The sequence below is a fragment of the Methylophilus sp. 14 genome, from assembly GCF_015354345.1.
GTDB lineage: Bacteria > Pseudomonadota > Gammaproteobacteria > Burkholderiales > Methylophilaceae > Methylophilus.
In genome coordinates, this window is the sequence record NZ_JADKYS010000003.1 from 412,851 (window position 1) to 438,409 (window position 25,559).

At 51.8% G+C, this 25,559-nt stretch carries 23 protein-coding genes; 15 read left to right on the forward strand and 8 right to left on the reverse strand.

Annotation, left to right across the window (positions count from 1 at the left end; genetic code table 11):
- The first annotated feature begins 56 nt into the window (after positions 1 to 56).
- Complete coding sequence (locus tag INP78_RS10255) at positions 57 to 842, forward strand: nucleotide-binding protein (RefSeq protein WP_194742082.1); 786 nt, start codon at positions 57 to 59, stop codon at positions 840 to 842.
- A gap of 26 nt (positions 843 to 868) precedes the next feature.
- Here INP78_RS10255 and INP78_RS10260 read toward each other — a convergent pair whose 3' ends face one another.
- The 5 genes from INP78_RS10260 to INP78_RS10280 all read right to left on the reverse strand — a co-directional run bounded on the left by INP78_RS10260 (position 869) and on the right by INP78_RS10280 (position 5,771).
- Complete coding sequence (locus INP78_RS10260; protein ID WP_194742208.1) at positions 869 to 1,357, reverse strand: aminoacyl-tRNA deacylase; 489 nt, start codon at positions 1,355 to 1,357, stop codon at positions 869 to 871.
- A gap of 52 nt (positions 1,358 to 1,409) precedes the next feature.
- Complete coding sequence (locus tag INP78_RS10265; protein WP_194742083.1) at positions 1,410 to 1,763, reverse strand: nucleotide pyrophosphohydrolase; 354 nt, start codon at positions 1,761 to 1,763, stop codon at positions 1,410 to 1,412.
- 120 nt (positions 1,764 to 1,883) lie between these two features.
- Positions 1,884 to 3,059, reverse strand: a complete 1,176-nt coding sequence (locus tag INP78_RS10270) for a class I SAM-dependent RNA methyltransferase (protein WP_194742084.1) — start codon at positions 3,057 to 3,059, stop codon at positions 1,884 to 1,886.
- A 4-nt stretch (positions 3,060 to 3,063) separates the two neighbouring features.
- On the reverse strand, positions 3,064 to 3,855 hold the full coding sequence (locus INP78_RS10275; protein WP_194742085.1) for a polyamine aminopropyltransferase: 792 nt from the start codon (positions 3,853 to 3,855) through the stop codon (positions 3,064 to 3,066).
- Positions 3,855 to 5,771 carry a ribonuclease catalytic domain-containing protein gene (locus INP78_RS10280; protein ID WP_194742086.1) on the reverse strand — a complete coding sequence of 639 codons (1,917 nt, stop codon included), beginning with the start codon at positions 5,769 to 5,771 and terminating at the stop codon, positions 3,855 to 3,857. The genes INP78_RS10275 and INP78_RS10280 overlap by 1 nt, the downstream gene beginning before the upstream one ends.
- 119 nt (positions 5,772 to 5,890) lie before the next feature.
- On the opposite strand from INP78_RS10280, the gene INP78_RS10285 reads away from it, so the two are divergent.
- The 10 genes from INP78_RS10285 (at position 5,891) to pqqA (ending at position 16,211) form a co-directional block, all read left to right on the forward strand.
- Complete coding sequence (locus INP78_RS10285; RefSeq protein ID WP_194742087.1) at positions 5,891 to 7,480, forward strand: YdiU family protein; 1,590 nt, start codon at positions 5,891 to 5,893, stop codon at positions 7,478 to 7,480.
- Between the two features lie 8 nt (positions 7,481 to 7,488).
- On the forward strand, positions 7,489 to 7,971 hold the full coding sequence (locus INP78_RS10290) for a Fur family transcriptional regulator (RefSeq protein WP_194742088.1): 483 nt from the start codon (positions 7,489 to 7,491) through the stop codon (positions 7,969 to 7,971).
- 127 nt (positions 7,972 to 8,098) lie between these two features.
- Positions 8,099 to 8,503 carry an RNA polymerase-binding protein DksA gene (dksA, locus tag INP78_RS10295; protein ID WP_194742089.1) on the forward strand — a complete coding sequence of 135 codons (405 nt, stop codon included), beginning with the start codon at positions 8,099 to 8,101 and terminating at the stop codon, positions 8,501 to 8,503.
- Between the two features lie 12 nt (positions 8,504 to 8,515).
- Positions 8,516 to 9,748 (forward strand): zinc metallochaperone GTPase ZigA, encoded by a 1,233-nt coding sequence (gene zigA / locus INP78_RS10300; RefSeq protein WP_194742090.1) that lies wholly within the window; start codon positions 8,516 to 8,518, stop codon positions 9,746 to 9,748.
- Positions 9,749 to 9,751: 3 nt separating this feature from the next.
- Entirely contained in the window at positions 9,752 to 10,426 is a 675-nt protein-coding gene (locus tag INP78_RS10305) for a DUF1826 domain-containing protein (RefSeq protein ID WP_194742091.1), read from the forward strand.
- A gap of 91 nt (positions 10,427 to 10,517) precedes the next feature.
- Positions 10,518 to 12,617 carry a TonB-dependent receptor gene (locus tag INP78_RS10310; protein WP_228522803.1) on the forward strand — a complete coding sequence of 700 codons (2,100 nt, stop codon included), beginning with the start codon at positions 10,518 to 10,520 and terminating at the stop codon, positions 12,615 to 12,617.
- Entirely contained in the window at positions 12,617 to 13,330 is a 714-nt protein-coding gene (locus INP78_RS10315; protein ID WP_194742092.1) for an ABC transporter ATP-binding protein, read from the forward strand. The genes INP78_RS10310 and INP78_RS10315 overlap by 1 nt, the downstream gene beginning before the upstream one ends.
- Positions 13,327 to 14,736: a DUF3526 domain-containing protein gene (locus tag INP78_RS10320; RefSeq protein ID WP_194742093.1), complete on the forward strand. Its 1,410-nt coding sequence runs from the start codon at positions 13,327 to 13,329 to the stop codon at positions 14,734 to 14,736. Before INP78_RS10315 ends, INP78_RS10320 begins: the two co-directional genes overlap by 4 nt.
- Entirely contained in the window at positions 14,733 to 16,001 is a 1,269-nt protein-coding gene (locus INP78_RS10325) for a DUF3526 domain-containing protein (protein ID WP_194742094.1), read from the forward strand. The genes INP78_RS10320 and INP78_RS10325 overlap by 4 nt, the downstream gene beginning before the upstream one ends.
- 138 nt (positions 16,002 to 16,139) lie before the next feature.
- Positions 16,140 to 16,211, forward strand: a complete 72-nt coding sequence (gene pqqA, locus INP78_RS10330; RefSeq protein ID WP_081624291.1) for a pyrroloquinoline quinone precursor peptide PqqA — start codon at positions 16,140 to 16,142, stop codon at positions 16,209 to 16,211.
- 83 nt (positions 16,212 to 16,294) lie between these two features.
- Here the strand turns inward: pqqA and INP78_RS14655 are convergent, their stop codons facing one another.
- Entirely contained in the window at positions 16,295 to 19,294 is a 3,000-nt protein-coding gene (locus tag INP78_RS14655) for a PAS domain S-box protein (RefSeq protein ID WP_194742210.1), read from the reverse strand.
- 444 nt (positions 19,295 to 19,738) lie between these two features.
- On the opposite strand from INP78_RS14655, the gene INP78_RS10340 reads away from it, so the two are divergent.
- On the forward strand, positions 19,739 to 20,053 hold the full coding sequence (locus tag INP78_RS10340) for a hypothetical protein (protein WP_194742095.1): 315 nt from the start codon (positions 19,739 to 19,741) through the stop codon (positions 20,051 to 20,053).
- 173 nt (positions 20,054 to 20,226) lie between these two features.
- The gene (locus tag INP78_RS10345) at positions 20,227 to 20,928 is read left to right on the forward strand and encodes an OmpW family protein (protein ID WP_194742096.1); all 702 of its coding nucleotides are present in this window, start codon (positions 20,227 to 20,229) and stop codon (positions 20,926 to 20,928) included.
- Between the two features lie 103 nt (positions 20,929 to 21,031).
- On the opposite strand, the gene INP78_RS10350 is transcribed toward INP78_RS10345, so the two are convergent.
- Positions 21,032 to 21,889, reverse strand: a complete 858-nt coding sequence (locus tag INP78_RS10350; protein WP_194742097.1) for an SAM-dependent methyltransferase — start codon at positions 21,887 to 21,889, stop codon at positions 21,032 to 21,034.
- A gap of 224 nt (positions 21,890 to 22,113) precedes the next feature.
- Between INP78_RS10350 and INP78_RS10355 the strand changes: the two genes are divergently transcribed.
- Together INP78_RS10355 and ylqF are read left to right on the forward strand one after the other, a co-directional pair.
- Positions 22,114 to 23,181, forward strand: a complete 1,068-nt coding sequence (locus INP78_RS10355) for a YdiY family protein (RefSeq protein ID WP_194742098.1) — start codon at positions 22,114 to 22,116, stop codon at positions 23,179 to 23,181.
- A 171-nt stretch (positions 23,182 to 23,352) separates the two neighbouring features.
- Positions 23,353 to 24,294, forward strand: a complete 942-nt coding sequence (gene ylqF / locus INP78_RS10360) for a ribosome biogenesis GTPase YlqF (protein WP_194742099.1) — start codon at positions 23,353 to 23,355, stop codon at positions 24,292 to 24,294.
- A 16-nt stretch (positions 24,295 to 24,310) separates the two neighbouring features.
- Here the strand turns inward: ylqF and INP78_RS10365 are convergent, their stop codons facing one another.
- Positions 24,311 to 25,501, reverse strand: a complete 1,191-nt coding sequence (locus INP78_RS10365) for a GGDEF domain-containing protein (protein WP_228522804.1) — start codon at positions 25,499 to 25,501, stop codon at positions 24,311 to 24,313.
- Positions 25,502 to 25,559: the final 58 nt, after the last annotated feature.

Sequence of the window (25,559 nt, forward strand, 5' to 3'; positions counted from 1 at the left end):
CCACATATACAATTGTTAAATAATGATAACAACCTAACAATTGAAGGAACGCTGTGATGAAACCAAAAATCTTTATAGGATCTTCGCGTGAAGGTCTCGACATTGCCAATGCAATACACGCCAATCTAACCCGCGATGCCGAATGTACCGTATGGAGCAATGGCGTATTTCAAATTTCCGGCACGACGATCTACAGCCTGATCAATGCCCTGCGCAACTCGGATTTTGGTGTATTTGTATTTAGCCCGGATGACCTGACCATAATGCGCGGCCAGCAGAACCCGGTGGTACGTGACAATGTGATTTTTGAATTAGGCCTGTTTATCGGCCGCCTGGGGGTTGAACGCTGTTTCTTTATTACCCCTGACCATGTCGCAGACTTGCGGCTCCCCACCGACCTCATGGGCATTATGCCTGGCCAATACGAAGCAAACCGCCACGACAAAAACTGGCTGGCAGCCACCAATCCGGTCTGCATGCAAATCCGCGCCAAACTCATGGAGCTTAAATCGTTTCAGGATGCCACAGTGAATACTCCGGTAGTGACTGCAACAACCATGGCCTCAAGCCCCGTCCAGGAAGTTAAGCAGGAAGTTAAGCAGGAAGTTAAGCAGGAAGTTAAGCATGATCTCTCACATGATCACGCCGCCCCCGACCAACACTTAGGGCTGGAGCCGCATGGCAAAGCATACGCGCTGACCGGCAATACGCATAAACATAAAGAAGCCATTAAACAAGCCGGGGCCAGTTGGAACAAGGGCTTGAAAAAGTGGATTATTCGCGGCAGTGACAAAGCCAAATTTGAACGCCTGATTGCTAGCGTGAATAGCAGCGCATCTTAAGTGCCTATGCCTGTGTTAGAACGCTGTTACGCTTTGACAAACTGACCGCGCGCTTTGCCACTGAGACACTGCAGCAAATCTGCAGACTGTAATGCCAGGGCATAGCCTAGCACGCCACTGCCTATCACCACGGTGTCATAACTGGCCACACTGTCATCCACTAACACCGTGAGTCTTTCAGGCAGCGCAATCGGTGGCACAGCGCCGACGACATAGCCGGTGGCTTCCGACACTTCGTCATATTCCGCCATACGGCATTTGCGCTCACCAAGCTGGGCCCGTAATAATGCCCAGTCGGCACGGCCGCCACCAGCCACTGCCAACAGGCAGAAACCACTATTTTCGCCTTTGAACACCACACTGCGCACCACGGATTGCGGATCCAAGCCTTGCGCAGACAATAGTTCTTCCAGATGGCGTATGGGTTTCTTATCCTCACTGAGAGGAATCTCAATCACTTGAAATGGGATCTGTTGCTGGACAAGAAAGTGAGTTACTGGAGAGCTTACAGGCATGGTCACGGCCAAATTCCTTACGTAATAAAAAACTTAAAGTTTTTTATTTAATCTATTGATATTCTGTATATTTCGCATTACTACCCTTGCATTTATCAGCAGGGTATTTTTGCGCATTCAGTGTGATTTTGGAATTGGTGGCGGCAATTAAATCAATGCCACACACCTCAGCAATCCGCATCAGGTAAACAAAGGTATCTGCCAACTCCTGGCCCACTTTTTCTTTGGTTTCAGCATCCAGCTGACGGCTATCAGCCTCAGTCATCCATTGAAAATGTTCAACCACCTCAGCGGCTTCTACAATCATGGCCATGGCTAGATTCTTGGGGGAATGAAACTGTGCCCAATCGCGCTCCTCTACAAAGGCGTTCACACGTGCGCGCAATGCATCAATGCTATCTGTCATCTGTATTCCACCTGTCATTACTTAGCGTACATTCAATAAAAACATTTTTGCCGCCGATGAACGCCAATACACGCCGATGATCAACAAAAAAGCGTCTGATTGAGAGGCTTGTATCTGCGTTTATCCGCGTTCATCGGCGGCAGGTTGTTCTGGCTTGTCTTTACGATTGCTACCTGCCACCATTTTAATTTCAAACAAACGGCACTCCAAGGGTCCGTTATACAGCAGCGTTTTCTTGCTTGGGCTTAAGCGCATGAGTTTAGGCATACGCAAATCGTTGGTGAGGAAGTAAGTATTCCAGCCGGAGAACTTCTGCTTGAGCGCCGCTGCCATGTGTGGATATAACTCAGCCAGCGTATCGTCTTCACCGATGCGCACACCATAAGGGGGATTGGCAACCAGCACACCACTGTCTGCTGGCGGTAAGACCTGGGTAAACTCCCAATGCGTGAGCTGCACCGCGTCCAGCCAGCCAGCCATTTCCAGGTTTTGCTTGGTCACGCGCACCGCGCGCAAATCCATGTCCGAACCATAAATGCCCTGGAAGCTTACTGGTTTAACTGCTTTGGCCGCGGCGTTACGCACTTTTCTGAAGGTGTCAGATTCAAAGTTTTTGAGTTTCTCGAAGCCAAAGTTGCGGTTCAGGCCTGGCGCAATATTCAGCGCAATCATGACCGCTTCCAGTAAAAAGGTGCCGCTGCCACACATCGGGTCCAGCAGTGCCTGACCAGGTTGCCAGCCAGTGAGTTTTAAAATACCTGCTGCCAGGTTTTCACGCAGTGGCGCCTCAATGCTGTTTTTGCGGTTGCCGCGCTGATATAAAGGATTGCCAGAAGTATCTACATATAATTGGTAGCTGTCAGCGGTCAGATAGACATGCACACGCACGCCTGGCTCGCGTGTGTCGATATTCGGGCGGCTGCCCACACTTTGGCGGAAGCGGTCGCAGATCGCATCTTTGACCCGCAGGGTAATAAATTCCAGGCTTTTCAAAGGACTACGCACGGCGGTGACTTTCACCATCATGCTGTGTTTGACATCAAACCAGTTCGGCCAGTTGATTTTGAGTGCGCCCTGGTAAATGTCGTCTTCTTTGAGATATTTACCGCGACCGACCTGCATCAGGATGCGCGTCGCTACGCGTGAATGCAGGTTGGCGTGATAGCACACAGACAGTTCACCGCTAAAGCTGGCGCCGCCTTCGGTGGCTTTGATGTCACGCGCCCCGCCCTGCTTGAGTTCTTCAACAAGGATAGCTTCCAGGCCACGTGGGCAGGTAGCGAAATATTGATTCATGAAATTAGCCACCGAGTGTGAACTCCTTACCGTTGTTCGGATTCGCGCCTTGCAGGCGGTCTATCAGGTCGAGAAAATTAATATTGTGTGTTTGCATGGCTTCTTGAGCACGTTTGCGCAAGGTGGCCAGGTCTGGCATCGCCAATGCGGATTTAAACCCAAACACGATGATATTGCCTGGTTTACCCGTTGGCATCATTAATACGCGCTGCTCAAAAGTTTGCTCCATGCGCTGCATGTAAATATCAAACTTCTTGTCTGAGCCCCACAGGTTAATGGTAAACAATCCATCTGGCGTCAGCGCATCGGCACAATCATCAAAGAATGACTGGGTACAAAAATCCGGCGGCAAACCATTGCTGCCGAAAGCATCCATCATCAGCCAGTCACAAGCGCCGGGGTGCTGCTGGATATGAGCAATGCCATCGCCCTCAATAATCTGCAAACGCTCGTCATCGTCTGGCACAAAAAAATGACTACGCGCCACCTGAATCACCTGTGGATTGAGCTCAATCACGGTTTGCTGGATTTGCGGGCAGTATTTCCACACGTATTTGGCAATCGAGCCGCCGCCTAAGCCGACCAGTGTTAATTGGCGGCTATCAGGTTTGAATAACAGGCTGCTCAATACGCCCCATGAGTAAGCCAACACCAGTGCATAAGGGTCTTTGACCTTCATGCTGCTCTGTATGGTCGGCGAACCCAGATGCATGGAACGCACACCGTCGGTCTCGGTGACTTCCACCATCTCAAAGTCAGACACGGCTTTGTGGATTTTACGGTTAAATTTAAACATTATGCGCTTTCTGTCACGTCAGGCTGGGCATCCTCGGTCGCGGTAGTTGTCAGCGACTCTTCGTCGCCAGCAGCGCTTACCTCTTCAATCACGCCGAGGAACTTGCATTCCAGCTCCATGAGTAAAGTATCTACTTTCTGTATCGCCAGCCGTACTTTACTGCCTGGCTTGGTCGCCGGCAAACTGTGTACCTTGGTCATATAAGGCAACTGTTCCAGCCGCACCAGGTTTTCGCGCCACACGGTGGCCTCTATTTCAGTGATGTTTTCCTGGATCAGGTATTGCAGGCACCAGTAACGCTCCATGCGGGTCTGGAACTCGTTATAGGCATTATAAGTCTGGTCAAAATTGCGCATATGGCCGACGATTTCATCGCCGTTTGCCGCGTAAACTGGTGGCTGCAAGGTCAACACGCTGATCAGTTGGCGCTGGTTAATCAAGTCGACCGCCCGACGCAATGGTGAGGTACACCAGGCGTATTGCGCCACGCCCAGGCCCTGATGGCCTTCGGCCTTGGTCGTCATATAGACCTTGCCGCCATTTTGAGCCCGGTAAATCCCCGGCACATCGTGCTCAGCCAGCAACAAGCCCCACTGGCTATTGGCGGCAATCATAAGCTCGGCCACCAGTTTGTCCATCGGCGAACCGCGCTGGCGATTCACAATATCGACGATGCCATCGGTGACATAAAAGTTGTAGTCCACCGGCTGTGGCCGGGTCGGGTCATATTTGCCACGGGCTTTTTCCAGGCTTTCGGCAAAATGGAACAAAAACACCAGTGATGACCACAGCGGATGACCGCTATCTTTAGTCAAAGTGGTTTCATTGAAATAAGGTTCCAGCGTATCGTGACGCAAATTTTCCGCAATCTGCACACGCTCCAAACAGCTATGCTGGTGCACGATGCTGAAATCAGGCGCCACTTCCAGATACAGCGATAAAGCAGGCTTGGTTTCACCTGCATCCAGGCTGAATGGCCGAATGGCGACTTCAGGCAACATGGTGATTTTATGCCCCGGCATATACACCGTAGACAAACGCTTCATCACCTCATTATCCAGCGCCTCGTGTGGCGCCACACCCAACGCCGGTGCGGCAATATGGATACCGACTTGCGTATTGCCATTGGCCAGGGCCGTCACGGACAAAGCATCATCAATCTCAGTCGTGGTGCTGTCATCAATACTAAACGCCTGCACGGCTGATAATGGCAATGCGTCAGGCATCTCAGCCAATGAAAATGCCGGGAACGCCGTGCCGTGCGCAAAATACTCACGTAAAAATGCGCCCAGGTGATAATCATGCACGGAAGGGATCGCCCCCGCTGCGTGCAACACTTGCACGGGCAATTGTTTCAGTTCGGCAGCCGCCTGCTCCAGCGCTTTCCACTCCAGGCTATTTTTATCAGGCGCATATAACAATGCATCCAGCCTGGCAGCAAAACTCTCTGGCAAAGCCTGCACTTTGAGTTGCGCCACCATTTGCGCCATGAGTTCGGCTTGCTGGCGTTTCTTCTCCAGGCCAGTCAGGGCGGCTTTCAGGGTATCTTCCGGCGCGGCTTTATAGCGGCCTTTGCCTTTGCGGTAAAAATACATGGGCGCCGCGTGCAGCTTGAGCGCAATCGCAGCGGCCTGCTGACGGCTCGGTTTGCCGCCGTAATACTCTTGCGCCAAGTCCTCAAAAGCAAACTCCGGCTCACCACAGCACTCCCACAAGAAGTCGGTATCCAGGGTATCAGACTCTGCCTGTGCTGCTTCGAGAAAGCCGGACAAGCTGCCGTCAAAGCGCATTAATACATTGGCCGCTTTGATTTTGCTGCGTTTGCCGGTGCTAGCCTCAACTTGCAAGCTGCTATCGGCCTCAGACATGATGGAAGCGACTTTAAAGCCACCGTCTTCTTCGTAAAAAACATTCATGTGGGGAAATTAAACGTGTGGAAATCACACTTGAGCGTATTAAAACGCTATTTTACCCGAGAAGGCCGCAGTTTTTTGGCAAGCACTGAACTTTAGCCAAGGATAATGACTAAAATAGCATGATGAAGCCCCTGACCTTTGACAACCGTTTTACCCGCGAACTTCCCGGCGACCCGATCTCAGACAATTACACCAGGCAAGTCAGCGACTGTTTGTGGTCGCCTGTACAACCAACCCCGGTCAACAACCCGCAATTACTGGCCTATAGCCCTGAAGTCGCCGAACTGCTGGGATTTTCTGCCGCGGACATGCAAGACCGCGACCTGATCCAGACGTTGGGCGGCAATGGCATCCTGGATGGCATGTTCACTTATGCCACCCGTTACGGTGGGCACCAGTTTGGGCACTGGGCCGGGCAACTCGGTGATGGCCGTGCCATTTACCTGGGTGAACTCATCCACGCGGGCAAACGCTTTGAGCTGCAACTCAAAGGCGCGGGCGAAACGCCTTACTCGCGTTCGGCAGATGGCCGCGCAGTGCTGCGTTCCAGCCTGCGCGAGTTTTTATGCTCCGAAGCCATGCATCACCTGGGTGTGCCGACCACGCGCGCGTTAAGCCTGGTCACTACCGGCAACCAGGTGGTACGCGATATGTTCTACAACGGCAATCCGCAGCTCGAACCCGGCGCCATTGTCTGCCGTGTTGCACCATCATTCACGCGCTTTGGCCATTTTGAAATCCTCGCCAGCCGCAACGAATTACCGTTATTAAAACGCCTGATCGGCTTGACGCTGGATCGCGACTTTGCCGACTGGTGGCCGACCACCGGCCTGGCGTTGGACATTAACGACCCTTCTGCCGAGCTGATTGAAGCCTGGTTTGAAGAAGTGTGTTCGCGCACAGCCATCATGATCGCGCACTGGATGCGCGTGGGTTTTGTGCATGGTGTGATGAATACCGACAATATGTCCATCCTCGGCCTGACCATTGATTATGGCCCGTATGGCTGGGTGGATAACTTTGACCCGGGCTGGACGCCAAACACCACCGACGCGCAAGGCCGTCGCTACTGTTTTGGCCGCCAACCGGATATCGCGCGCTGGAACCTTGAGCGCCTGGCCGAAGCATTGGGCACCCTGCTACCGGAAACGCAAGGCCTGGCGGATGGCCTGACCACTTATGACCAGACCTATATACGCGCCCTGACCTCCAGCCTGGCTGGCAAGTTTGGATTCGACCACTGGCAAGACGGCGATGGTGAACTGATTAACCATATTTTTGAGTTGATGCAACGCGCTGAAGTCGACCAGACACTGTTTTTCACCCAATTGGCGAAACTGGATATTGCGCAACCGCAACTGGCAACGCTGACAGACGCTTTTTACACCGAGCAAGGACAACAACAGTTTGGCGCCGATATCCAGTCCTGGCTGCACAATTACAGCCAACGCCTGCAACAGTCGGGAATTTCCCCTGAGCAACGTTTGCAAAAAATGGCAGCAGCCAACCCGATTTATGTACTGCGTAACTATCTGGCGCAAGAAGCCATTGATCTGGCAACGGAAGGCGACAACTCGCGCCTGCTGACGTTATTGGAAGTGTTACGCCACCCCTATACCGAGCAGGCTGGCATGGCCGCCTTTGCGCAAAAGCGCCCGGACTGGGCGCGGCAAAAGGCCGGTTGCTCGATGTTGTCGTGTAGTTCATAATTTGGGCCATGCAAACTGCTGAACAATTGATCACCGAGGCTGGCCTGCGCCCGACTAAAGCGCGCTTGGCCGTGCTGAGCGTGATGATCAACTCTCACACAGCCTTGAGTCATACAGAGATTTTGTCCGCCCTGCACGGCGTGAAAGAAATTGACCGGGTAACGGTTTACAGGGTGCTGGACTGGCTACAGGAAAACGCACTCATACATAAAATTTCCACCGATGACCGTGCCTGGAAGTTCCAGCTCAATGCTCCCAAACGCAGCTACAAAGCAGCTGACGGAACAAGTCATTCAGCCTTGCTCACTCCTTCTGGCCTGCCCAGCAACCATGGCCATGCCCACCTGCACTGCCAGCAGTGCGGAACCGTATTGTGCATACACGAACTGGCCGCACATATTCCTGCAGGGATTTTCCAGACTTATCAGGTCTCGCACATTGAGATCAGCCTAAAAGGCATTTGCCCGGACTGCCAGCAAGCCGCGGCTTAATTTCCTCAGCGGACGCTTCATCAAGCGACTTTGATCTACCCATGTCAGCCCACCTTGCAACATAGTTGCAAAATGTATCTTTCAAGACTAAAATGCAACTAAATTGCAATGCAACAAAGTTGCCATCATGCTCACCGAATCCGAACTACTCTCCATGCCTGCAGAGGCTTACATGAACGCGGCGCAACTCGCATTCTTTCAGCACTTGCTGGAAAAGCAGCGCCAGGCTTTGCATGACAACATGCGACTGACCAGTAGTCATCTGCACGAACAGGAAGAGACGCCAGACCCGGCAGATCGCGCCTCACAAGAGGAATCACATGGCCTGGAACTTAGAACACGTGAGCGCGAACGCAAACATTTAAAAAGCATTGCTGCAGCCTTATTACGCATACGTGATGGCCTTTATGGCTATTGCGAAGAAACAGGCGAGCCGATTGGCCTGCCGCGATTGTTAGCCAGGCCGACGACTAAACTCTGCCTGGAAGCACAAGAGCGCCATGAGCGTCGCGAACGTCAATTCAATCATTAAAGGATCATGACTATGAACAAACTCCCTGTGACCGTCCTCTCTGGCTTTCTCGGCGCGGGCAAAACCACCTTGCTTAACCATGTGCTCAACAACCGCGAAGGCAAGCGTGTGGCGGTGATTGTCAATGATATGTCAGAAGTGAATATCGACGCCCAACTGGTGCGCGACGGCGGTGCACAGTTGTCGCGCCAGGAAGAAAAACTAGTCGAGATGAGCAATGGCTGCATTTGCTGCACCTTGCGTGAAGACCTGCTGATTGAAATCACCCGCCTGGCCAAAGAAAACCGTTTTGATTACCTGCTGATTGAAACCACCGGTATTTCCGAGCCCTTGCCGATTGCCGAAACCTTTACCTTTGCAGATGAAGATGGCGTCTCGCTGGCCGATGTTGCCCAACTAGACACCATGGTCACCGTGGTCGATGGCTACAATTTTCTTAAAGATTACAGTTCACAAGACCTGCTGGGTGACCGCGGCCTGTCGCTGGGAGAAGAAGATGAGCGCACGATTGTCGACTTGCTGGTCGAACAAATTGAGTTTTGTGATGTGCTGGTGCTCAATAAAACCGACCTGTTAACCCTGGAGGAAATCGGCAGACTGGAAAGCATGCTTAAAACGCTGAATCCACGGGCTCAGATCATTCATAGCAGTTTTGGCAAAGTGCCTTTGCACCGTATTATGAATACAGGCTTATTCGACTTTGAGCAGGCTGCCGAAGCGCCGGGCTGGTTACAGGAACTGCGTGGCGAGCATGTGCCAGAGAGTGAGGAATATGGCATCTCGAGTTTTGTTTACCGCGCCCGCAAGCCCTTTCACCCGCAACGCCTTTGGCAGTGGTTGAATACGGAATGGTCTGGTGTGGTGCGCTCCAAAGGCCGTTACTGGATCGCCTCACGACCGGAATTTTGTGCCACCTGGTCGCAAGCCGGGGCCGTGACCCGCACCGAGCTGGCAGGCATGTGGTGGGTGGCGACGCCCAAAGTGTACTGGCCGCAAGACCGTGAAAGCCTGCAGCATATTCATGAGCGCTGGCAGGAGCCATTTGGTGATCGCCAACAAGAGCTGGTCATCATAGGCATGGCCATGGATAAAGCCGCACTGACCGCAACATTTGACGCCTGCCTGCTAACTGATGTGGAAATGGCATTAGGCATGGATGCCTGGCGCACTTTTGCGGACCCGTTTCCACAATGGTCAGTGAATCTGCACACCGAGGCCGAAGAATCAACCGAAGAGATGGCCTAAGCCATGCTAGAAAGCGTATCTACAGGAGGACAGCATAGGCCGCCAACCCACATCATGCCTGATTTCAATCCCATGGAGTTGCTGTCAATTTTTGAAAACAAGCGGCAAATTCAGGTCATAGAGCGACCGCCAAATAGCGAGATTTCCAGCTACTTGCAACAAGTCTCCGCAAGGCTGGGCAACGGATTCAGGCATATACTCAGGCCTGCCGACGCGCACCTGGAAGCATTAGAAAAGGCCTTACGCCTTCCTGAAGCAAGCGGTAAAGCAGCATTGCTGGCAGAGATCTCTTTGTTAGTTAACTTGTATGCTGACCTGCTGGATTGTCCGCAGGTGGCCATCCGGCTTGAAGTGTTACAGCATGCGATGTGCCCCAAATTTCATATTGATCGTACCGGCATCCGTCTGCTCTGTACCTATGTCGGCCCGGGCACCGAGTGGCTGGAAGAGCACTTTTGCCACAGAGAGGCGTTAACACGCACACATGCCTCACTTGAGGCTTTTCACGCCGATCTGATTTTGCATCCCCAGGGCGTACGCCAGGCAGCACAACATGCGCTTGTCCTGTTAAAAGGCAGCCGCTGGCAAGGCAATGGTCATGCCGGTGTGATACATCGCTCGCCAGAGATTGCGCCAGGAAGCACCCGCGTCATCCTGGCACTGGACGCGATGTGGTAAGTTGGCAGGATTATCGCCGCAGGCGAGAACAAACAATCGTTGCGACATTGATAACCGTTATTTATTTTTATATTCACAGGGAAGAGTCTCCATGATGCAGCAAAAAAGGATTGCCCGCCTGCTGGCAATCATGCTGTTGCCGGTCGCACACGTGTATGCCGAAGACAGCGCCGAATTGCCAAAAACCAACAAAAAAAATAACTATCAAAAAGAGGCAGCCGCAGCCAGCGTAGAACTCGATAGCGTCGTGGTGTTCGGCAAAAAAGAACAGGCAACGACAACAGATAAGGGGCTGGCGGGCTCGGTTGATGTGATTACCCGCGAAGAACTCGAATATGAGCATGTGACGGATACGCTGGAGCTTTTTAGCAAAACACCTGGTGTGGTACTGTCACGCTATAGCCAGGGTATTGTAAACACCGAAGTCTCTATCAGGGGTTTTAGTGGTGACGGCGAGACACCAAACGCAAAAGTGCTGGTGGACGGTATTCCCTCGAATTTGTTTTCAGGCTTGAGCGAACTGGATTACCTGTTCCCAACCAACATTCAAAGTGTACAGGTATTCAAGGGCACCAGCGACGCTACTACCGGACTATTTGCGACAGCAGGCAACTACAAGGTGGAAACGCGTAAGGATGCTGGCAAGCAATTGCAGTTTGGCTACGGCAGTTTTCAAACCCGCGAAATGCAGGGCTACTATGGCGAAAAGCAAGGCGATTTTACGCAAAACTATGCTATCGGGTATCGCAAGGGCAATGGCTTCCGCGACCACACCGAGAATGAAAAAATGGCCTTGTCCGGCCGCTGGCAAATGGATTTTGAACAATCCAGCCTAGCTTTAAGTGCAAAGTATGGCAAATACAACGCCCCTGAGGCGCCGGGCTACATGTCAAAACAACAGGCGCGCGAAGATAGAAAAGGCGTGGCACCCAACGCGCTGAATGATAGTGGTGAAAAAGAATTCAAGCATTTGAGCCTGCATTATGACTATTTCTTCAGCAACGACTTGGATTTAAGCTTAAAGACTTATTGGCAGAATTTTGACCGAGAACGTAACGTACGTTTTATTGGCTCACCCGGCGTTGAGAACAGACAGGATAATCAAACCTCCACAGGCTTGATTGCCAGATTAAACTGGAAAATCAATCCGCAGTGGGCCTTTGAAACCGGCTACGATATTGAGCATCAGGAGGTCGATCAATTCAACCAGCGCGTCAATGCAGTTGGCGTGAATGTCATCCGCTTAAGCGCTGACTACAACTTTACTGCCCAAGGCATCTATGCAAAAGTTGAGAATACCCCTGTGGACTGGTTACGCTGGAACTTTGCTTTACGGGCAGACCGACTCGATGCAAAAGCCAATGATCCCATTATTATCGGCACCAACGCTAATCCAACCAGGCTGATTCCAACCGATTTGTATAGTGATTCGTCTATCGTACAACCAAAATTTAATATATTTGCCAATCTGACAGAACAACATAGGCTCTTTGCCAGTGCAGGCCGCAGTTTTCAAACGCCCACCAGTTTTAATTTAAATCAGTATAACGCCGCAGCTGGCGCCAACTTTGGTAGCAGAACCAATATCAAGGTGGCCATCAACGATGGCTGGGAACTTGGTCTTAAAAGTAGCTGGATACCAGCATTAAACACGCGTGTTTCTTACTGGCAACAACAGGCCAAAAACGAATTTATTACGATAGATAATATCCGTCAGCCTATTGGAGAAACACTCAGACAAGGCCTGGATGCCAGCTTTGATTACAAGCTTAATGACGCACTCAGCTTTTGGGGCAATGTTTCCAGAGTCTCTGCCAAGATTGAAGAACCCAATGCGCTGAACCCGGAGTTCAAAGGCAACCATATTCGCAGCATCCCCTCTTATACGGCCTCACTGGGTGTGCAATTCATGCCAAACGCAGACTGGATTGCACGTCTTCATGTAGACAGCCAGGGAGACTACTATATTAATGAAAGTAATCGTGGTGGCCAATATGGCGGCTACACGCTCACCCATGCCAATATTGATTACAAAACCAGTTGGGGCCGCATCAGCCTGTTAGCGAATAATATTTTTGACCGTTATTATGAGTATGTATTCGACTTCAACTCCAACGGCAGCACCGGCGGTGTCAACTTCGCACCTGGTGCTGGCCGCAATTTCATGTTGACCGCCACCCTGGATTACTAATGACACCCTTACTCACCGTAAATCAGTTGAGCCTGCAATTCGCAGGACGCCCTATCTTGAATGCACTTAATCTAACCGTAGAAACGGGACAGGTTGTCTCGGTATTGGGCAGCAATGGTGCCGGGAAATCCACCCTGCTCAAAAGCATTCTTGGCTTGCATGATGGGCGCGTCACGCAAACAGGGGCAATACACATCGCAGGCATAGACCTCGTGCAGGCACGCCAGCAAGCACTCTCACAACTGGCCTATGTGCCAGAACAACCCGCTGTGTATGGCCACCTGTCTGCGATTGAAAACATTCGTTACTTTTTGAGCTTGGGGGCCGTTAGCCAAACATTGGATATCACCACTTGTTTGAGCATGGCAGGCTTGCCGGAACAAGCCTGGCAACGACCCTGTAGTGATTACTCCAAAGGCATGAAACAAAAAGTGATGTTAGCGCTGGCACTGGCGAAACAAGCCAGATTATTGCTGCTGGATGAGCCAAATTCTGGCCTTGATCCACAGGCGACCGAAGAGCTAAACCAGTTAATCCTGCAATGCAAACAGCAGGGCATGGGTGTATTGGTGGTCACGCATGATGTGCTGTCGGCCATGGCGTTTTCTGACCGTTTGCTGATGCTGGCCAACGGCCAGCTCTCACCCGTCAACCTGGACCAGCAGGCACTCACCTTAGATAACCTCAAGCGACTTTACCAGGGGCAGCTATGAATCTCACGCCACTCTGGACCATCGCCTGCAACGAATGGCGGCGCTTGTGGCATGCCCGTGTGCCTGCCTTGCTGTTGACTGTGCTGGTGACGCTGTGGCTCATCGCCGCCCTCGCCGCGCACCATCACTGGCAAGACCATGCGCGCACCGTGGCAGAGGTCACGCAGCGCAGCCAGCAGGACTGGCAATCACAACCAGCCCGCCATCCGCACCGGGTATCGCACTATGGTGACTTTGTTGCCAAACCGCTGCATCCGCTCAGCGTCATCGAGCCTGGCATTCTCGACCAGTCTGGCCACCTGGTGTATCTGGAGGCACATCGCTTAAACAGTGCCAACTTCAACCCCGCCACCGAAGCCACCAGCCTGGGGCGGTTTCCACTCATGACGCCCGCTATGATTGTGCAATGGTGGATGCCGCTGTTTTTGATCATGATGGCGTATCACACCGTCACCGCAGAAAAAGTCACCGGCACACTGGCCTTTATGCGTGGCAACGGCACCCCTGGCTGGCAGATTGCCGTTGGCAAATGGCTGGCCTTGTTTTTGCCATTGCTGCTGTTGTTAGCCATACAAGCTGTGCTGACATGGCTCTGGAGCAGAGGCAGTGACCAATTGGCGCTCAGGCTGACAGCCATGTTATTGGCACAAATTTTCTATATCGCAGGCTGGTGTTTGCTGGTGGTAGCGGTTTCCTGGCATAGCCGCCAGCTGCATGGTGCTTTGCTCACTTTGCTGCTGTGCTGGGTATGTATCTGCATCATTTTTCCACGCGGACTGGCCAACCTGGCGCAGGTATTACACCCTACCCAGCCACGCGCAGAAGCTGAATACCATGCCGAGGTCAAACTGAAAACAATAGGCGATAGCCACAATCCGAATGACCCGCATTTTGCTGCATTCAAAGCCAGCCTGCTTAAACAATATGCAGTCACGCGCATTGAAGACTTGCCCGTCAACTACAACGGCTTGCTGATGCAAGAAGGTGAACGGCTGACCACCGAGGTGTATCGCGAACAGCAAGCCTTGCATGACCAGCAACTGGCCAGACAAAATGCCAGCATACGCCTATGGTGCTGGCTCACACCGGCACTGGCGCTGCAATACGTGCAGATGGCCAGCAGCGGCAACGATTTGGCGCATCATCAGGCATTTATCAGCCAGGCAGAAAACCGCCGCTACCAGTTGATTGAATACCTCAACAGCATTCATAGCCACAAAGTCGTACACGCTGACGACAAGAATACGCGTGTGTCGGCTGAGTTTTGGCAGCAGGCACCACGCCCGGCGGTGACGCTGGCACCTATGAGCGTGAGCCAGCCCAGCCTGCAAGCCAGCTTTCTTATCCTGCTGGGCTGGCTATTGCTTCCCGGCGCATTTCTTTTCAAGGTCAGCCAACGCATATGAAACACGAATTCAAGCTGTTATTAAAACAGCGCAGCATGGTCGCCCTGCTGTTACTCAGCTTAGCGCTTACCGCGTTAAGCCTTCTCAATGGCTGGCAAAATATCCAGCATATTCAGGCACAAATCAGCCATGCCCAGCATGAAGAAGCGCAACGCAAACAGGACTTTGTGCATCTTCACCAGCATGAAGGTAGTCTGGATGCCGGTGAAGTCGGTTACTACGTGTTTCATCACGCCTACCATCAGCCTGCCGAATGGAGTTTTATTGCGCTGGGCAACCGGCTGGTGACGCCATACGTACAGCGTATCCGCCTGCTCGGCCTGCAAGGGCAGCTGTACGATGGTGAGTCGCATCACCCGGAATATGTCATGCTCGGTAGTTTTGATTATGCGTTCTGGCTGGTATTTTTTTCACCCCTGCTGTGCATTGCCCTGCTGCACGACCTTAAGGCCAGCGAGCATCAGGCGCAAAGATTGCTGTTTTTGCAAAGCCTGGCGACTTCTCCTAAGCACTTCTGGTTTAAGCGCGCGCTCACCCGGGCACTGCTGATTACCGCCACCTTTACACTGCCGGTGCTACTCTTTGCGGTAATCCACACACTGTCTGTGTTGCCGTTACTGCAGGTGCTGGCCATCAGCCTGCTGTATATCCTGTTTTGGACTATCCTCTGCGCGGCGTTCAGCCTGCGTGCCCGCGCACTCAACGCCAGCTTTAATGCACTGGCATTGGCAAGTGCCTGGTTGCTATGCTGCGTCGTCTTGCCTAACCTGGCCCAGCTTTGGCTACACCAGCAGTTTCCGTTACAAGATGGCAGCCAGATTGCCCTGCAACACCGACAACTGGTGCATGGCGCCTGGGATTTACCCAAAGCCGACACCCTGGAGCCGTTTTATGCCTTGTATCCGCAATGGCAACATTCAGCGCCCGTCACCGACCGTTTTCACTGGAAGTGGTATTTCGCTTTCCAGCACATGGCGGATGTGCGCTTGCAAGCGCAAGTCACGGCCAGAGAACAAAGCCTGTTGCAGCGTGACCAGGCCACTCAGCAGTTAGGCCTGCTGTTGCCCAGTATATGGGTGCAACGCAGTCTCGAAAATGTAGCGCAAAGCAATGTCACCCACCTGCTGGCGCATCGTCAACACATCACCGCGTTTCATAGCCAGCTGCGGCATGCCATCTACCCCGCACTGTTCGATGAAAAACCGTTCACCGTGGAAGCCTTCAGGCAATTGCCTGTGTTTGACAGCCAGCATACCCATGAATAATCGGCCGTGATTCTAAGTAAAATCATGAGCCGTTTTTACGGATTGGCTTCAGGCCGTTTTTGAAACACGTGCGTATAGTGAGAGTCATACCAGCATATCAATCATGATGTACTTCACAAACAACGTAAGGAGATCATTATGTGGACTAAACCAGCTGCGACTGAAATGCGTTTTGGCTTTGAAGTGACGATGTACGTCATGAACAAATAATCAGTCTTATCTATTCAGATAGATTGAATAAAAAACCGCCGTATTCCGGCGGTTTTTTTATTGATTGAGATCACCTTGCCGCCTTAAAACTGTGCCCATTCGCTATTATCAGTGCCAGTTCGCAATCCGGCAGTCTGTGAGCCGCTGCCATGAGCCCCCTGCTTGCTCGCATGCGTATGCAGATGGTGCACAGTGGAGCGTTTGCCTGCATGCACGTCGTTTGCCAGCTGGAACACACTGACTGCATCGACCAGGCTTTCGGCCTGATCCACCAGGGATTCAGAAGCAGCCGCGGCCTCTTCAACCAAAGCAGCATTTTGCTGGGTCACTTCATCCATGGTCATCACGGCCTGATTCACCTGATTGATACCGGTACTTTGCTCAACTGAGGCAGCCGCAATCTCGCTCATGATATCCGTCACCTGCTGCACCGAAGCCACCACCTCGTGCATGGTTTTACCCGCTTGCGACACCAATTCGCTACCGCGGGCGGTTTTTGCCGCAGAATCGTCAATCAGCACTTTAATTTCCTTGGCGGCCGAGGCAGAGCGCTGGGCCAGGTTTCTCACTTCGGCAGCCACCACAGAGAATCCGCGCCCCTGCTCGCCTGCTCTGGCGGCTTCGACGGCTGCATTCAAGGCAAGAATGTTAGTTTGGAATGCAATGCCATCAATCACCGAAATAATATCTTCAATGCGTTTTGCACTGTCATTGATGGCGCTCATGGTATCCACCACCTCACCCACCACCACGCCACCTCTGGAAGCAACCTCGGAGGCATTCATCGCCAGTTGGCTAGCCTGCTTGGCGTTATCAGCGTTTTGCTTCACGGTAGACGCTAACTCTTCCATGCTGGCGGCGGTTTCTTCAAGGCTAGAGGCTTGCTGCTCAGTACGGCTGGAAAGGTCATTATTGCCGCCAGAAATTTCCGTCGCAGCCGTATTAATGGTCACCGTGGCTTCGCGTACCTGCAAAATCACTTCGCTCATTTTGTCGACCAGCGCGTTCACGCCTTCACACAAGGCGGCAATATCACCGCTTTTGCCTTCTAGCGATACTCGGCTCGTTAAATCCCCCGCTTTGGCGCCTTCAATCATCGCTTTGGTCTCTTGAACCGCGCGGGCCAGTGCTTCTGCACTTTCATGTTGCTCGGTGATGTCGGTGGCATATTTCACCACTTTAAACGGCTTGCCATTCATATCCAGAATCGGGTTGTAAATGGCTTGCATCCAGACCACGCCCCCCCCTTTTTTAATGCGTTTGACTTGCCCGACCTGTGCCTCGCCATGCCGTAAGGCCTCCCAAAAGGCTTTGTAATCGTGACTAGCGCGATAAGCAGCATCGACAAACATGCTGTGATTTTTGCCGACAATCTCAGCTTCTGTGTAGCCGGATAATTGCAAAAACAAGTCGTTTGCCGAAGTGATGGTGCCATCGAGCTCAAACGCAATCACGCCTTGTGTTTTGTGAATACCAGAAATCTGACCGGCATTGTCCGCCGCAATCAACTTGGACTCAGTGATGTCCATGGTGTAATTCACAATTTTGCAGGGTTTGCCCTTTAAATCATAAATCGGGTTATAAGAAGCCTGTATCCAGACTTCACGGCCACCCTTGGCAATGCGTTTATATTGCCCCATATCAGAGCCGCCATTGACCAGCCTGCTCCACAAAGTTTTGTAGGCCTCGCTACCAGCAAAGCCTGGCTCCAGCACTTTGCTCACATGTTGCCCGACCAGTTCATGCTCTTGATAACCCAGCATCTGCAGATACGTTTGATTGACCTTGAGTACCGTACCATCCAAGCCTAATTCAATCACGCCTTGTGATTTGCCAATGGCGGTAATCTGGCCCTCAAAGTCAGCGTTCCTGAGTTTTTGCGCGGTAATGTCGGCGGCATATTTCACCACTTTATAAGGCTTGCCATTCGCATCTAAAATCGGGTTATAGGTCGCATCCAGCCAAATTTCCTGACCTTGCTTGCCTAAACGCAAAAATTCACCAGCGATAGATTCTCCGCGTCTCAGGCGTTGCCAGAACGCGTCATACTCGCCACTGCTGACAAACGCCGGTTCAACCAGTTGACGGTGCGACAGGCCGACCAGCGCATTACGCGTGTAACCCAGCACCTCCAGAAAAATATCATTGACCGCAAGAATCTTGCCTTCCAGGTCAAACTCTATCGAGCCGGTAGAACGGTTAATCGCCGCCAGCTGATTTTCAAACAAAGCGGCCTGCTCGCGGGTTTCTATCGCTGATTCTTTGAGCGAATTTTCATTCACACTCAGCAAGGTCTGCATTTTCTTTAGCGCTTGCAGCACCTCGCTGAGCTCATTGCTACCGCGTGCGTCAATATAGGTGCTGTAGTTGCCCGTGGTGATTTCTTTCACCGCATTCAGCGTTTGCGCCAGCGGCTGGGTAACAGAGCGTGCAATGATCATCGCCAACGCGAGCAACACAGGTAAGGCCAGGCCCAACCCGGCAAAAGACATAGCTAGCGATTGTGCGTGATTGGCCACATCCAACCCGGTTTGCACGGCCAGCAATGCAAATGCCGTGGCCGCCAGGCCCACCAGGCGTTGCTTGACGGTAATCGCACCCAGCCTATTTTTTAATTTATTCACCCAGGACACGGTGACCACTTTACCATCGACAATCGCCAGGCCCTTGGCATTGCCTGCATTGAATAGCGCATAGGCAGCAGAAGCCTCTTCAATTTGTGCGCGCGTTGGTTTTCGGCGCGCCGATAAGTAACCCACCACTTGGTTGTTTTCTGTCACCGGCGTGGCATTCGCCACCACCCAATAAAAGTCGCCATGCTTGGTGCGGTTTTTCACCAACCCTGTCCATGGCTTACCGGCTTTCAAGCTGCGCCACATATCAGCAAAGGCGGCAGCGGGCATATCCGGGTGGCGCACAATATTATGGCTGCTACCAACCAGCTCAGCTTCGCTAAAGCCGCTGACTTGAATAAAATCCTTGTTGGCATAAGTAATCACGCCCTTGAGATCTGTTCTCGTCAGCATAAACTGGGCATCATCAAACTGGACTTCTGTGGCAGTGACTGGCAAATTTAATTTCATCATTAATCGCTTTCTATCCCTGAGTCATTGAGACAATTTAATTTAATAATAAAGACTGCTTGAACCTCTGCTTCTCCCAGCTGGATAGCCGTCACGTTTGACACAAAATCACGTTGGCTGATATCCGTTTTTTCTGTTAGAAATGTCAGAATTTGTCTTACAAAAAACATGACTTTTATTTTTAAATACAATAACTTAATTAATAAATAACATATTGAGGTAGATCAATAAATCCACTGAATCATCGCCCAAACGGACACTCAAGCCGTCTGGCTGATATTTGTGGATGCAGGAACCTAATGCCATGGAAGCTTACTAACCACGCATCATCGGCAATTCATCGTGACCAGCCAATATCAAGTCACTAGCGAATATCAAGCCCGAAAGCATTTTGGCTTTATAATCGTGTTGAAATGTTGTTATGTTGTTTTTATGGAGTCTCGCATGCGTTTACAAGCCCTTTCTGTTCTACTCTTGATCGCCACACTGAGCCAGCCAGTGTTTGCCCGCAATATCAGTAATGAGCAAGCCGAAGCGGCTAAAGCACGGGATGCGGTGGGCGATGCCATGAGCAAGCTCAGTGACCTTGAGCAAAAAATCAAATCCCAGGAAGCCCTGCTTGCACAGGAACAAGCGAAGTTACAGCAATATCAAGCTGACAAAGTGCAGACAGAAAAAGACCTGGAAACCAAAAAGTCTATTTTTGAGCAAAAATCCAAAGTGCTGGATGACGCCTGGAAACAGCGCAACGACTATTAGTTTTAGCAGAACATTCCCACGCGGATAGCCACGCAGCCCTATCCGCATCCTCATCACCCCTTAGGTGTACATGCGCGGCACAAAGCCGTGCTGAGTTGATTTGGGTCAATACCAGGTTTGGCGAGCAAACCTACAATGGCCCTAAATTCAATGCACCTAATGGAGTGATCACAATGAAAAAAACCGCAATCAGTTTTATGTTGGCCGCCTTGTTGCCTGCCACCAACACCTACGCCGAACAAGGCGACTGGGTTGTTCGCCTGCGTGCAACCAATGTCAGCCCCAATGAAAGCAGCCGCCTTGGCAGCACAGTGAACAAAGCGGTAGGCGCCAATGTGATGACGCCTAGTGCTGACCTGAAAGTCGACAGCAACACCATCCCTGAATTGGATATTAGTTACTACTGGACCAAAAACATTGCCACCGAGCTGATTCTGGCGCTGGGCAGTAAACATGATGTCAAAATCAGCGGCGACAGCGCGGGTGTGGTTGGTAACCAGCATTTGGGTAGTATTGATGCACTGCCACCGACACTCACCGTGCAATGGCACTTTAATCCAGACCAGACCATAGACCCGTACGTAGGCGCGGGCTTGAACGCAACATTTATGCTGGACCGTAACCTGCGCTTTACTTCTGGCGCGACTGCAGGCGAAAAAATCAAAATTGACCGCAGTAGCTTTGGCCCTGCCCTGCAAGCGGGTGTAGACATCAACCTGAAAGATGGCTGGTTATTGAACGCGGATGTGAAATACGTCTGGATGGATACCGACGTTGAAATGAAAAGTGCAACCACTGGCAACCGCTGGGCAAAAATCGACTCCCTGGACATTAACCCTTGGGTGATCAGCTTAGGCGTCGGCAAACGCTTCTAAACCAGATATTTTGTAAAGTCTCTTCCCTGGGGCATTAATGCGCTCCATTCACCTCTGACGCCACCCCAGTGTCAGAGGTTTTTTTATATCTAACGCAAAATGGCTATTGAAAATTAAAGCGCGCTGAGAGGCTGGTCAAATTCAGTTGTTCCAGCAGTTGTTGCCCGCGCTCGCGTGCACTGCGTTTGCGCTGGCCGGTATATTTGGCAATGATGAGCTCATTTTTCATTGAGTGTTCCCATCCCACCAGTTCCGTCACCGTCACCTGATAACCATGCGCTTCCAGCTCCAGGCAGCGCAATACGTTGGTCACCTGGCTGCCAAACTCACGCGTATGGATAGGATGCCGCCACAATTCACTGAGAAACGTCTGGGCCAGCGTTTCTGCCTTGTGCTGACGCATGACCTCCGCCACTTCTGCCTGGCAGCAAGGCACCAGCACCATAAATTGCGCCTGCTTTTGCAAACCGAACTGGATGGCATCATCTGTCGCCGTATTACAGGCATGCAAGGCCGTCACAATATCGACCTTTGCAGGCAGTTGCTGCGACTGCATGGCCTCAGCCACGGTTAAATGCTCAAACTGCATGCGGTCAAAGCCGCACTCTTGTGCCAGCTGGCGCGACTTTTCAATCAGCTCACCGCGGCTTTCAATACCAATCACCTGTCCGCCCGCATGCTGCTTGAGCAACAAGTCGTAGAGAATAAACCCCAGATAAGACTTGCCTGCCCCATGGTCTACCAGTACTGGCTGCGTCTGCTTGTCCATCACGGCCTGCATCAGCGGCTCGATAAAATTCACTAGGTGGTAGACCTGCTTGAGTTTACGGCGACTATCCTGATTGAGTTTGCCGTCGCGCGTCAGAATATGCAGCGCCTGCAATAACGGCAAGGATTGGCCGGGTTTGACTTCGGGGGGTAATGGGGGTTTGACCTGGGGAGGCAATTGAGTTTTGACCATGTGTCATGCTGCATTAAAATATAAGCTGTCAGTTTAACAGCAATGGCTGCGGTTGCCATGACTGCCAACCTTCGGGAACTCTCGGCATGGTTCAGGCATCTTGACTATAAGCAGTCGATAGACAATGGCCATCAAGCCGGCTATCACCGCTGCAGCGACGCACATGCGCGCTGTTTCAATTCGCTGCATTCAGCGCTGTTGTTCAATCGTATCAGGGAGTATGTATGTCACATGATTCTGCCGGCATGGCTTTTTTTAATTTACGCAGAAAAATAAAGCCTGCTTTTTCACTGCTGGCGATTTATGCACTTTTCGCCAACGCAGCCTTCGCGGATACGGTATGGCTAAAAAATGGTGACAAAATCACCGGTACCATAGGCGTCAAAGTGTCTAACAAGCTCACGGTCAAAACCAGCTACGCCGATGAAGTAAAAATCAACTGGAATGATATTCACAGCATAGATGCTGACAAACCGATGCTGATGCAACTGATGGATGGCAGCATCGTCAATGGCCGACTGGTGCATTCAGACGAAGGTCAGGTCATTCTCGATGAAGAAACCAGCACGCCGCTGGTCGATACCGAGCTCGATGAAATACATTACATCAACCCGACGCGCGACCTGATTGGCGAAGGCTATGTCTGGACCGGCAACCTGAGCCTGGGCGGCGCTTTTAACAATGGCAACAGTACCAACCGCAACATGCAATTTAACGGCGAGTCGGTGTTACGCGGCCTGGATAATCGTTATACGGTACAAGGCTATTACTACTGGGCAGAAGATAACGACCAGCAAACACAAAACAACGCGCGCGTGCGCGGCCAGTATGACCACTTTTTCACCAAAAAATGGTTTAGCTACCTCAACACCATTCAGGAAAAAGACCGTTTCCGGGATATCAAACTACGCAGCACCTACGGTGTAGGGTCGGGTTACCAGATTTTTGAAGGTGAAAAGCTTAACCTGTCCGTCGAAGGCGGTGTGTCGCTGATTAAACAGGACTATTATGAAGAGAGCGATGACAGCCATGCCGCATTGCGCTGGGCCGTGAACTATAACCAATACCTGTTTGACTCTTTTGTACAGGCATTCCATCGCCACGAAGTGCTATACACGCCTAGAGATCCCTCACAAATCCTGGTCTATAGCTCAACCGGCCTGCGCTTTCCGTTTATTTTTGGCTTGAGCGCCTCGACGCAAGTTGACTACAACTATGACAGCCGCCCGGTGGATGACCGTGTCAAAGGCGATACGCGTGCACTGTTTACACTGGGTTATAGCTGGAAATAGCAAGGAGATCGCTGCCACCTGTAAGGAGTGGCTGCTTAAATGTTAAAATAAGCACTTCATTGTTTTAACTGTCTTTGAATCTCGTTTAAAGAGCATCATGGCAAAACACAATGCGGGGTACGGCAAGGGACATTGATACCGTATTTTTTGAGTTGAAGATGGAGCAAAAATATGGCGATACAATGGTTTCCGGGGCACATGACTTCTGCCCGCAAAAAGGCAGAAGAAACACTGGAGCATATCGACGTCGTGATTGAAGTGCTGGACGCACGCGTCCCCGCTGCCAGCCACAACCCCATGATTGAGGAAATGCGCAACTTTCGCCAGCGCCCTAACCTCAAGATCCTCAACAAAGCCGACCTGGCGGATCCGCAAGTCACCCAGGCCTGGTTGAATTACTTTAACAAACAACCCAATACCAAAGCGGTTGCGCTGTCGTGTAAAAAGCCTGGCGATGCAAAAAAAATCCCGGGCTTATGCCGCCAACTAGCGTCACATCGTGGCACGCCATTAAAACCGTTGCGCATGATGATCATGGGCATTCCCAACGTTGGCAAATCCACGCTGATGAACGCCCTGCTTAACCGCCGCGCGGCCAAAGTGGGCGATGAACCCGCCGTGACCAAAAGCCAGCAACGCTTTGATTTAAATGATAGCCAGAACATTACCGACACGCCGGGCATGATGTGGCCAAAAATTGAGCATGAATCTGACGGCTACCTGCTAGCGGCCAGCCACGCCATTGGCCGTAACGCCGTGATTGATGAAGATGTGGCCGAGTTTCTGGGCAACCTGCTATTAAAACAGTACCCCGCGTTGATGAATACGCGCTACAAACTGGACGTGATGAAGCTGGATGTCGCTACCATGGATGGCATAGACCTGCTGCAAGCCATTGCCAAGCGCCGCACTTACAAACGTAATGATGGCGAATGGGATATGGAGCGCACCGCCATGGCTTTGCTCACTGACTACCGTAGTGGTGCCATTGGCCGTATCAGCCTTGAGTCGCCACAAAGCCGGGCTGAGATGCTGGCGCTGGCCGCAGAACAGGCCGCGGCGGCGAAAAAAGCTAAAGAAGACCAGGCGACGCCTGAGCCAGATAGCGTATAACCGTTTACGAAAATACTCAGGCGATCAGGCTGGCATGCCGCTTGGCAGGTTTACCCGCCTCGGGTGGTTGATTGAGTAGCTGATCAATATTGCTGGCAATGCGGTTACGGCCATTCTGCTTGGCTTTATACAGATTCTGGTCCGCCCCGGCAAACAGGCCTTCCAGGCCATAACCGACAGTTTCCGAACTGACAGAGCCAACACTAACCGTACACTTGATGGCCTGCGTGTCACTGCTCATGCTTTCCACGCCGGCAATACTGACCGGGGTCACCTCAATAATACGGCGGATACGCTCCGCCAAGATCATTGCCTCATGTTCGCCGGTGTTAGGCATTAAAATACAAAATTCTTCCCCGCCATAGCGGCCGATCACATCGCCACCACGCAAAGCGGCACGTATGGTGCCCGCGCACGCTTTCAACACCACATCCCCCACCAGGTGCCCATACACATCATTGACCTTTTTAAAGTAATCCAGGTCGACAATCAGCATGCCCATCGGCAGGCGAATACGCTGTGACACCGCCTGCATACGTGTCGCGGCTTCTTGCAGGCCACGACGGTTCAACACACCAGTGAGGCCATCCAGCGTGGCGATGGCTTGCAGGCCAGCCTGCGCACGCACATGCATCACCAGCAACAGCAAACTGCTCACTGTCACCATCACCAGCATGGTGGCGGTCATCATATAAGCATGGATTGTCCAGTGTGAAAAAGACTGCAAGCTGCCATCATCGCCCAGCACCACTTTCACGGCGACAAACGCCAGCATCAGGCTGATGCCCCCAAACAAGCTGCAACACAGCCAAAACACATGCGCGACAAAGTCTTTGCCATGCCCGACCAAGCTGCGCGTGCCATAGCCAAACACCCACATCAGCACCAGTGCATTACTGAGTAGTATCCAGCGTGCTGGCGTATGCGTATTCAGCATCACCGCGTTGCAGGCCAGCAAGGTCGTCACCACCAGCAATGCCCAGTAGCGATACACACGATAGCCCCGAAACAGGCGGATTCCGTTGATAAACAGGCTGATGCCCAAGGCAATAATGGTGACGGAGGTAGCCACATAAATGCTTTGCGGGCCGTCTATCAAGGAGGTTTGCGCAATAAAATAGACAGCAAGGCCAAGCGCGAATACCAGCAAACCACGTACCCAGTGCATAATCAGACTACGCTGCTGATGGGCGCCAAAAATCGACAAGACCAGAACCTGCGTTAAGGTGAGTCCAATTGATGATAGAATGACACTGTTGAGATCA

Coding starts and splice junctions, on each gene's coding strand:
- INP78_RS10340 (WP_194742095.1), top strand. CDS start 19,739: ATGCGTTTACAAGCCCTTTCTGTTCTACTCTTGATCGCCACACTGAGC.
- INP78_RS10350 (WP_194742097.1), bottom strand. CDS start 21,889: ATGGTCAAAACTCAATTGCCTCCCCAGGTCAAACCCCCATTACCCCCC.
- INP78_RS10255 (WP_194742082.1), top strand. CDS start 57: ATGAAACCAAAAATCTTTATAGGATCTTCGCGTGAAGGTCTCGACATT.
- INP78_RS10265 (WP_194742083.1), bottom strand. CDS start 1,763: ATGACAGATAGCATTGATGCATTGCGCGCACGTGTGAACGCCTTTGTA.
- INP78_RS10315 (WP_194742092.1), top strand. CDS start 12,617: ATGACACCCTTACTCACCGTAAATCAGTTGAGCCTGCAATTCGCAGGA.
- INP78_RS10320 (WP_194742093.1), top strand. CDS start 13,327: ATGAATCTCACGCCACTCTGGACCATCGCCTGCAACGAATGGCGGCGC.
- INP78_RS10290 (WP_194742088.1), top strand. CDS start 7,489: ATGCAAACTGCTGAACAATTGATCACCGAGGCTGGCCTGCGCCCGACT.
- INP78_RS14655 (WP_194742210.1), bottom strand. CDS start 19,294: ATGAAATTAAATTTGCCAGTCACTGCCACAGAAGTCCAGTTTGATGAT.
- INP78_RS10310 (WP_228522803.1), top strand. CDS start 10,518: ATGATGCAGCAAAAAAGGATTGCCCGCCTGCTGGCAATCATGCTGTTG.
- INP78_RS10345 (WP_194742096.1), top strand. CDS start 20,227: ATGAAAAAAACCGCAATCAGTTTTATGTTGGCCGCCTTGTTGCCTGCC.
- INP78_RS10275 (WP_194742085.1), bottom strand. CDS start 3,855: ATGTTTAAATTTAACCGTAAAATCCACAAAGCCGTGTCTGACTTTGAG.
- INP78_RS10285 (WP_194742087.1), top strand. CDS start 5,891: ATGATGAAGCCCCTGACCTTTGACAACCGTTTTACCCGCGAACTTCCC.
- INP78_RS10260 (WP_194742208.1), bottom strand. CDS start 1,357: ATGCCTGTAAGCTCTCCAGTAACTCACTTTCTTGTCCAGCAACAGATC.
- INP78_RS10325 (WP_194742094.1), top strand. CDS start 14,733: ATGAAACACGAATTCAAGCTGTTATTAAAACAGCGCAGCATGGTCGCC.
- INP78_RS10270 (WP_194742084.1), bottom strand. CDS start 3,059: ATGAATCAATATTTCGCTACCTGCCCACGTGGCCTGGAAGCTATCCTT.
- ylqF (WP_194742099.1), top strand. CDS start 23,353: ATGGCGATACAATGGTTTCCGGGGCACATGACTTCTGCCCGCAAAAAG.
- zigA (WP_194742090.1), top strand. CDS start 8,516: ATGAACAAACTCCCTGTGACCGTCCTCTCTGGCTTTCTCGGCGCGGGC.
- INP78_RS10355 (WP_194742098.1), top strand. CDS start 22,114: ATGTCACATGATTCTGCCGGCATGGCTTTTTTTAATTTACGCAGAAAA.
- INP78_RS10280 (WP_194742086.1), bottom strand. CDS start 5,771: ATGAATGTTTTTTACGAAGAAGACGGTGGCTTTAAAGTCGCTTCCATC.
- INP78_RS10305 (WP_194742091.1), top strand. CDS start 9,752: ATGCTAGAAAGCGTATCTACAGGAGGACAGCATAGGCCGCCAACCCAC.
- dksA (WP_194742089.1), top strand. CDS start 8,099: ATGCTCACCGAATCCGAACTACTCTCCATGCCTGCAGAGGCTTACATG.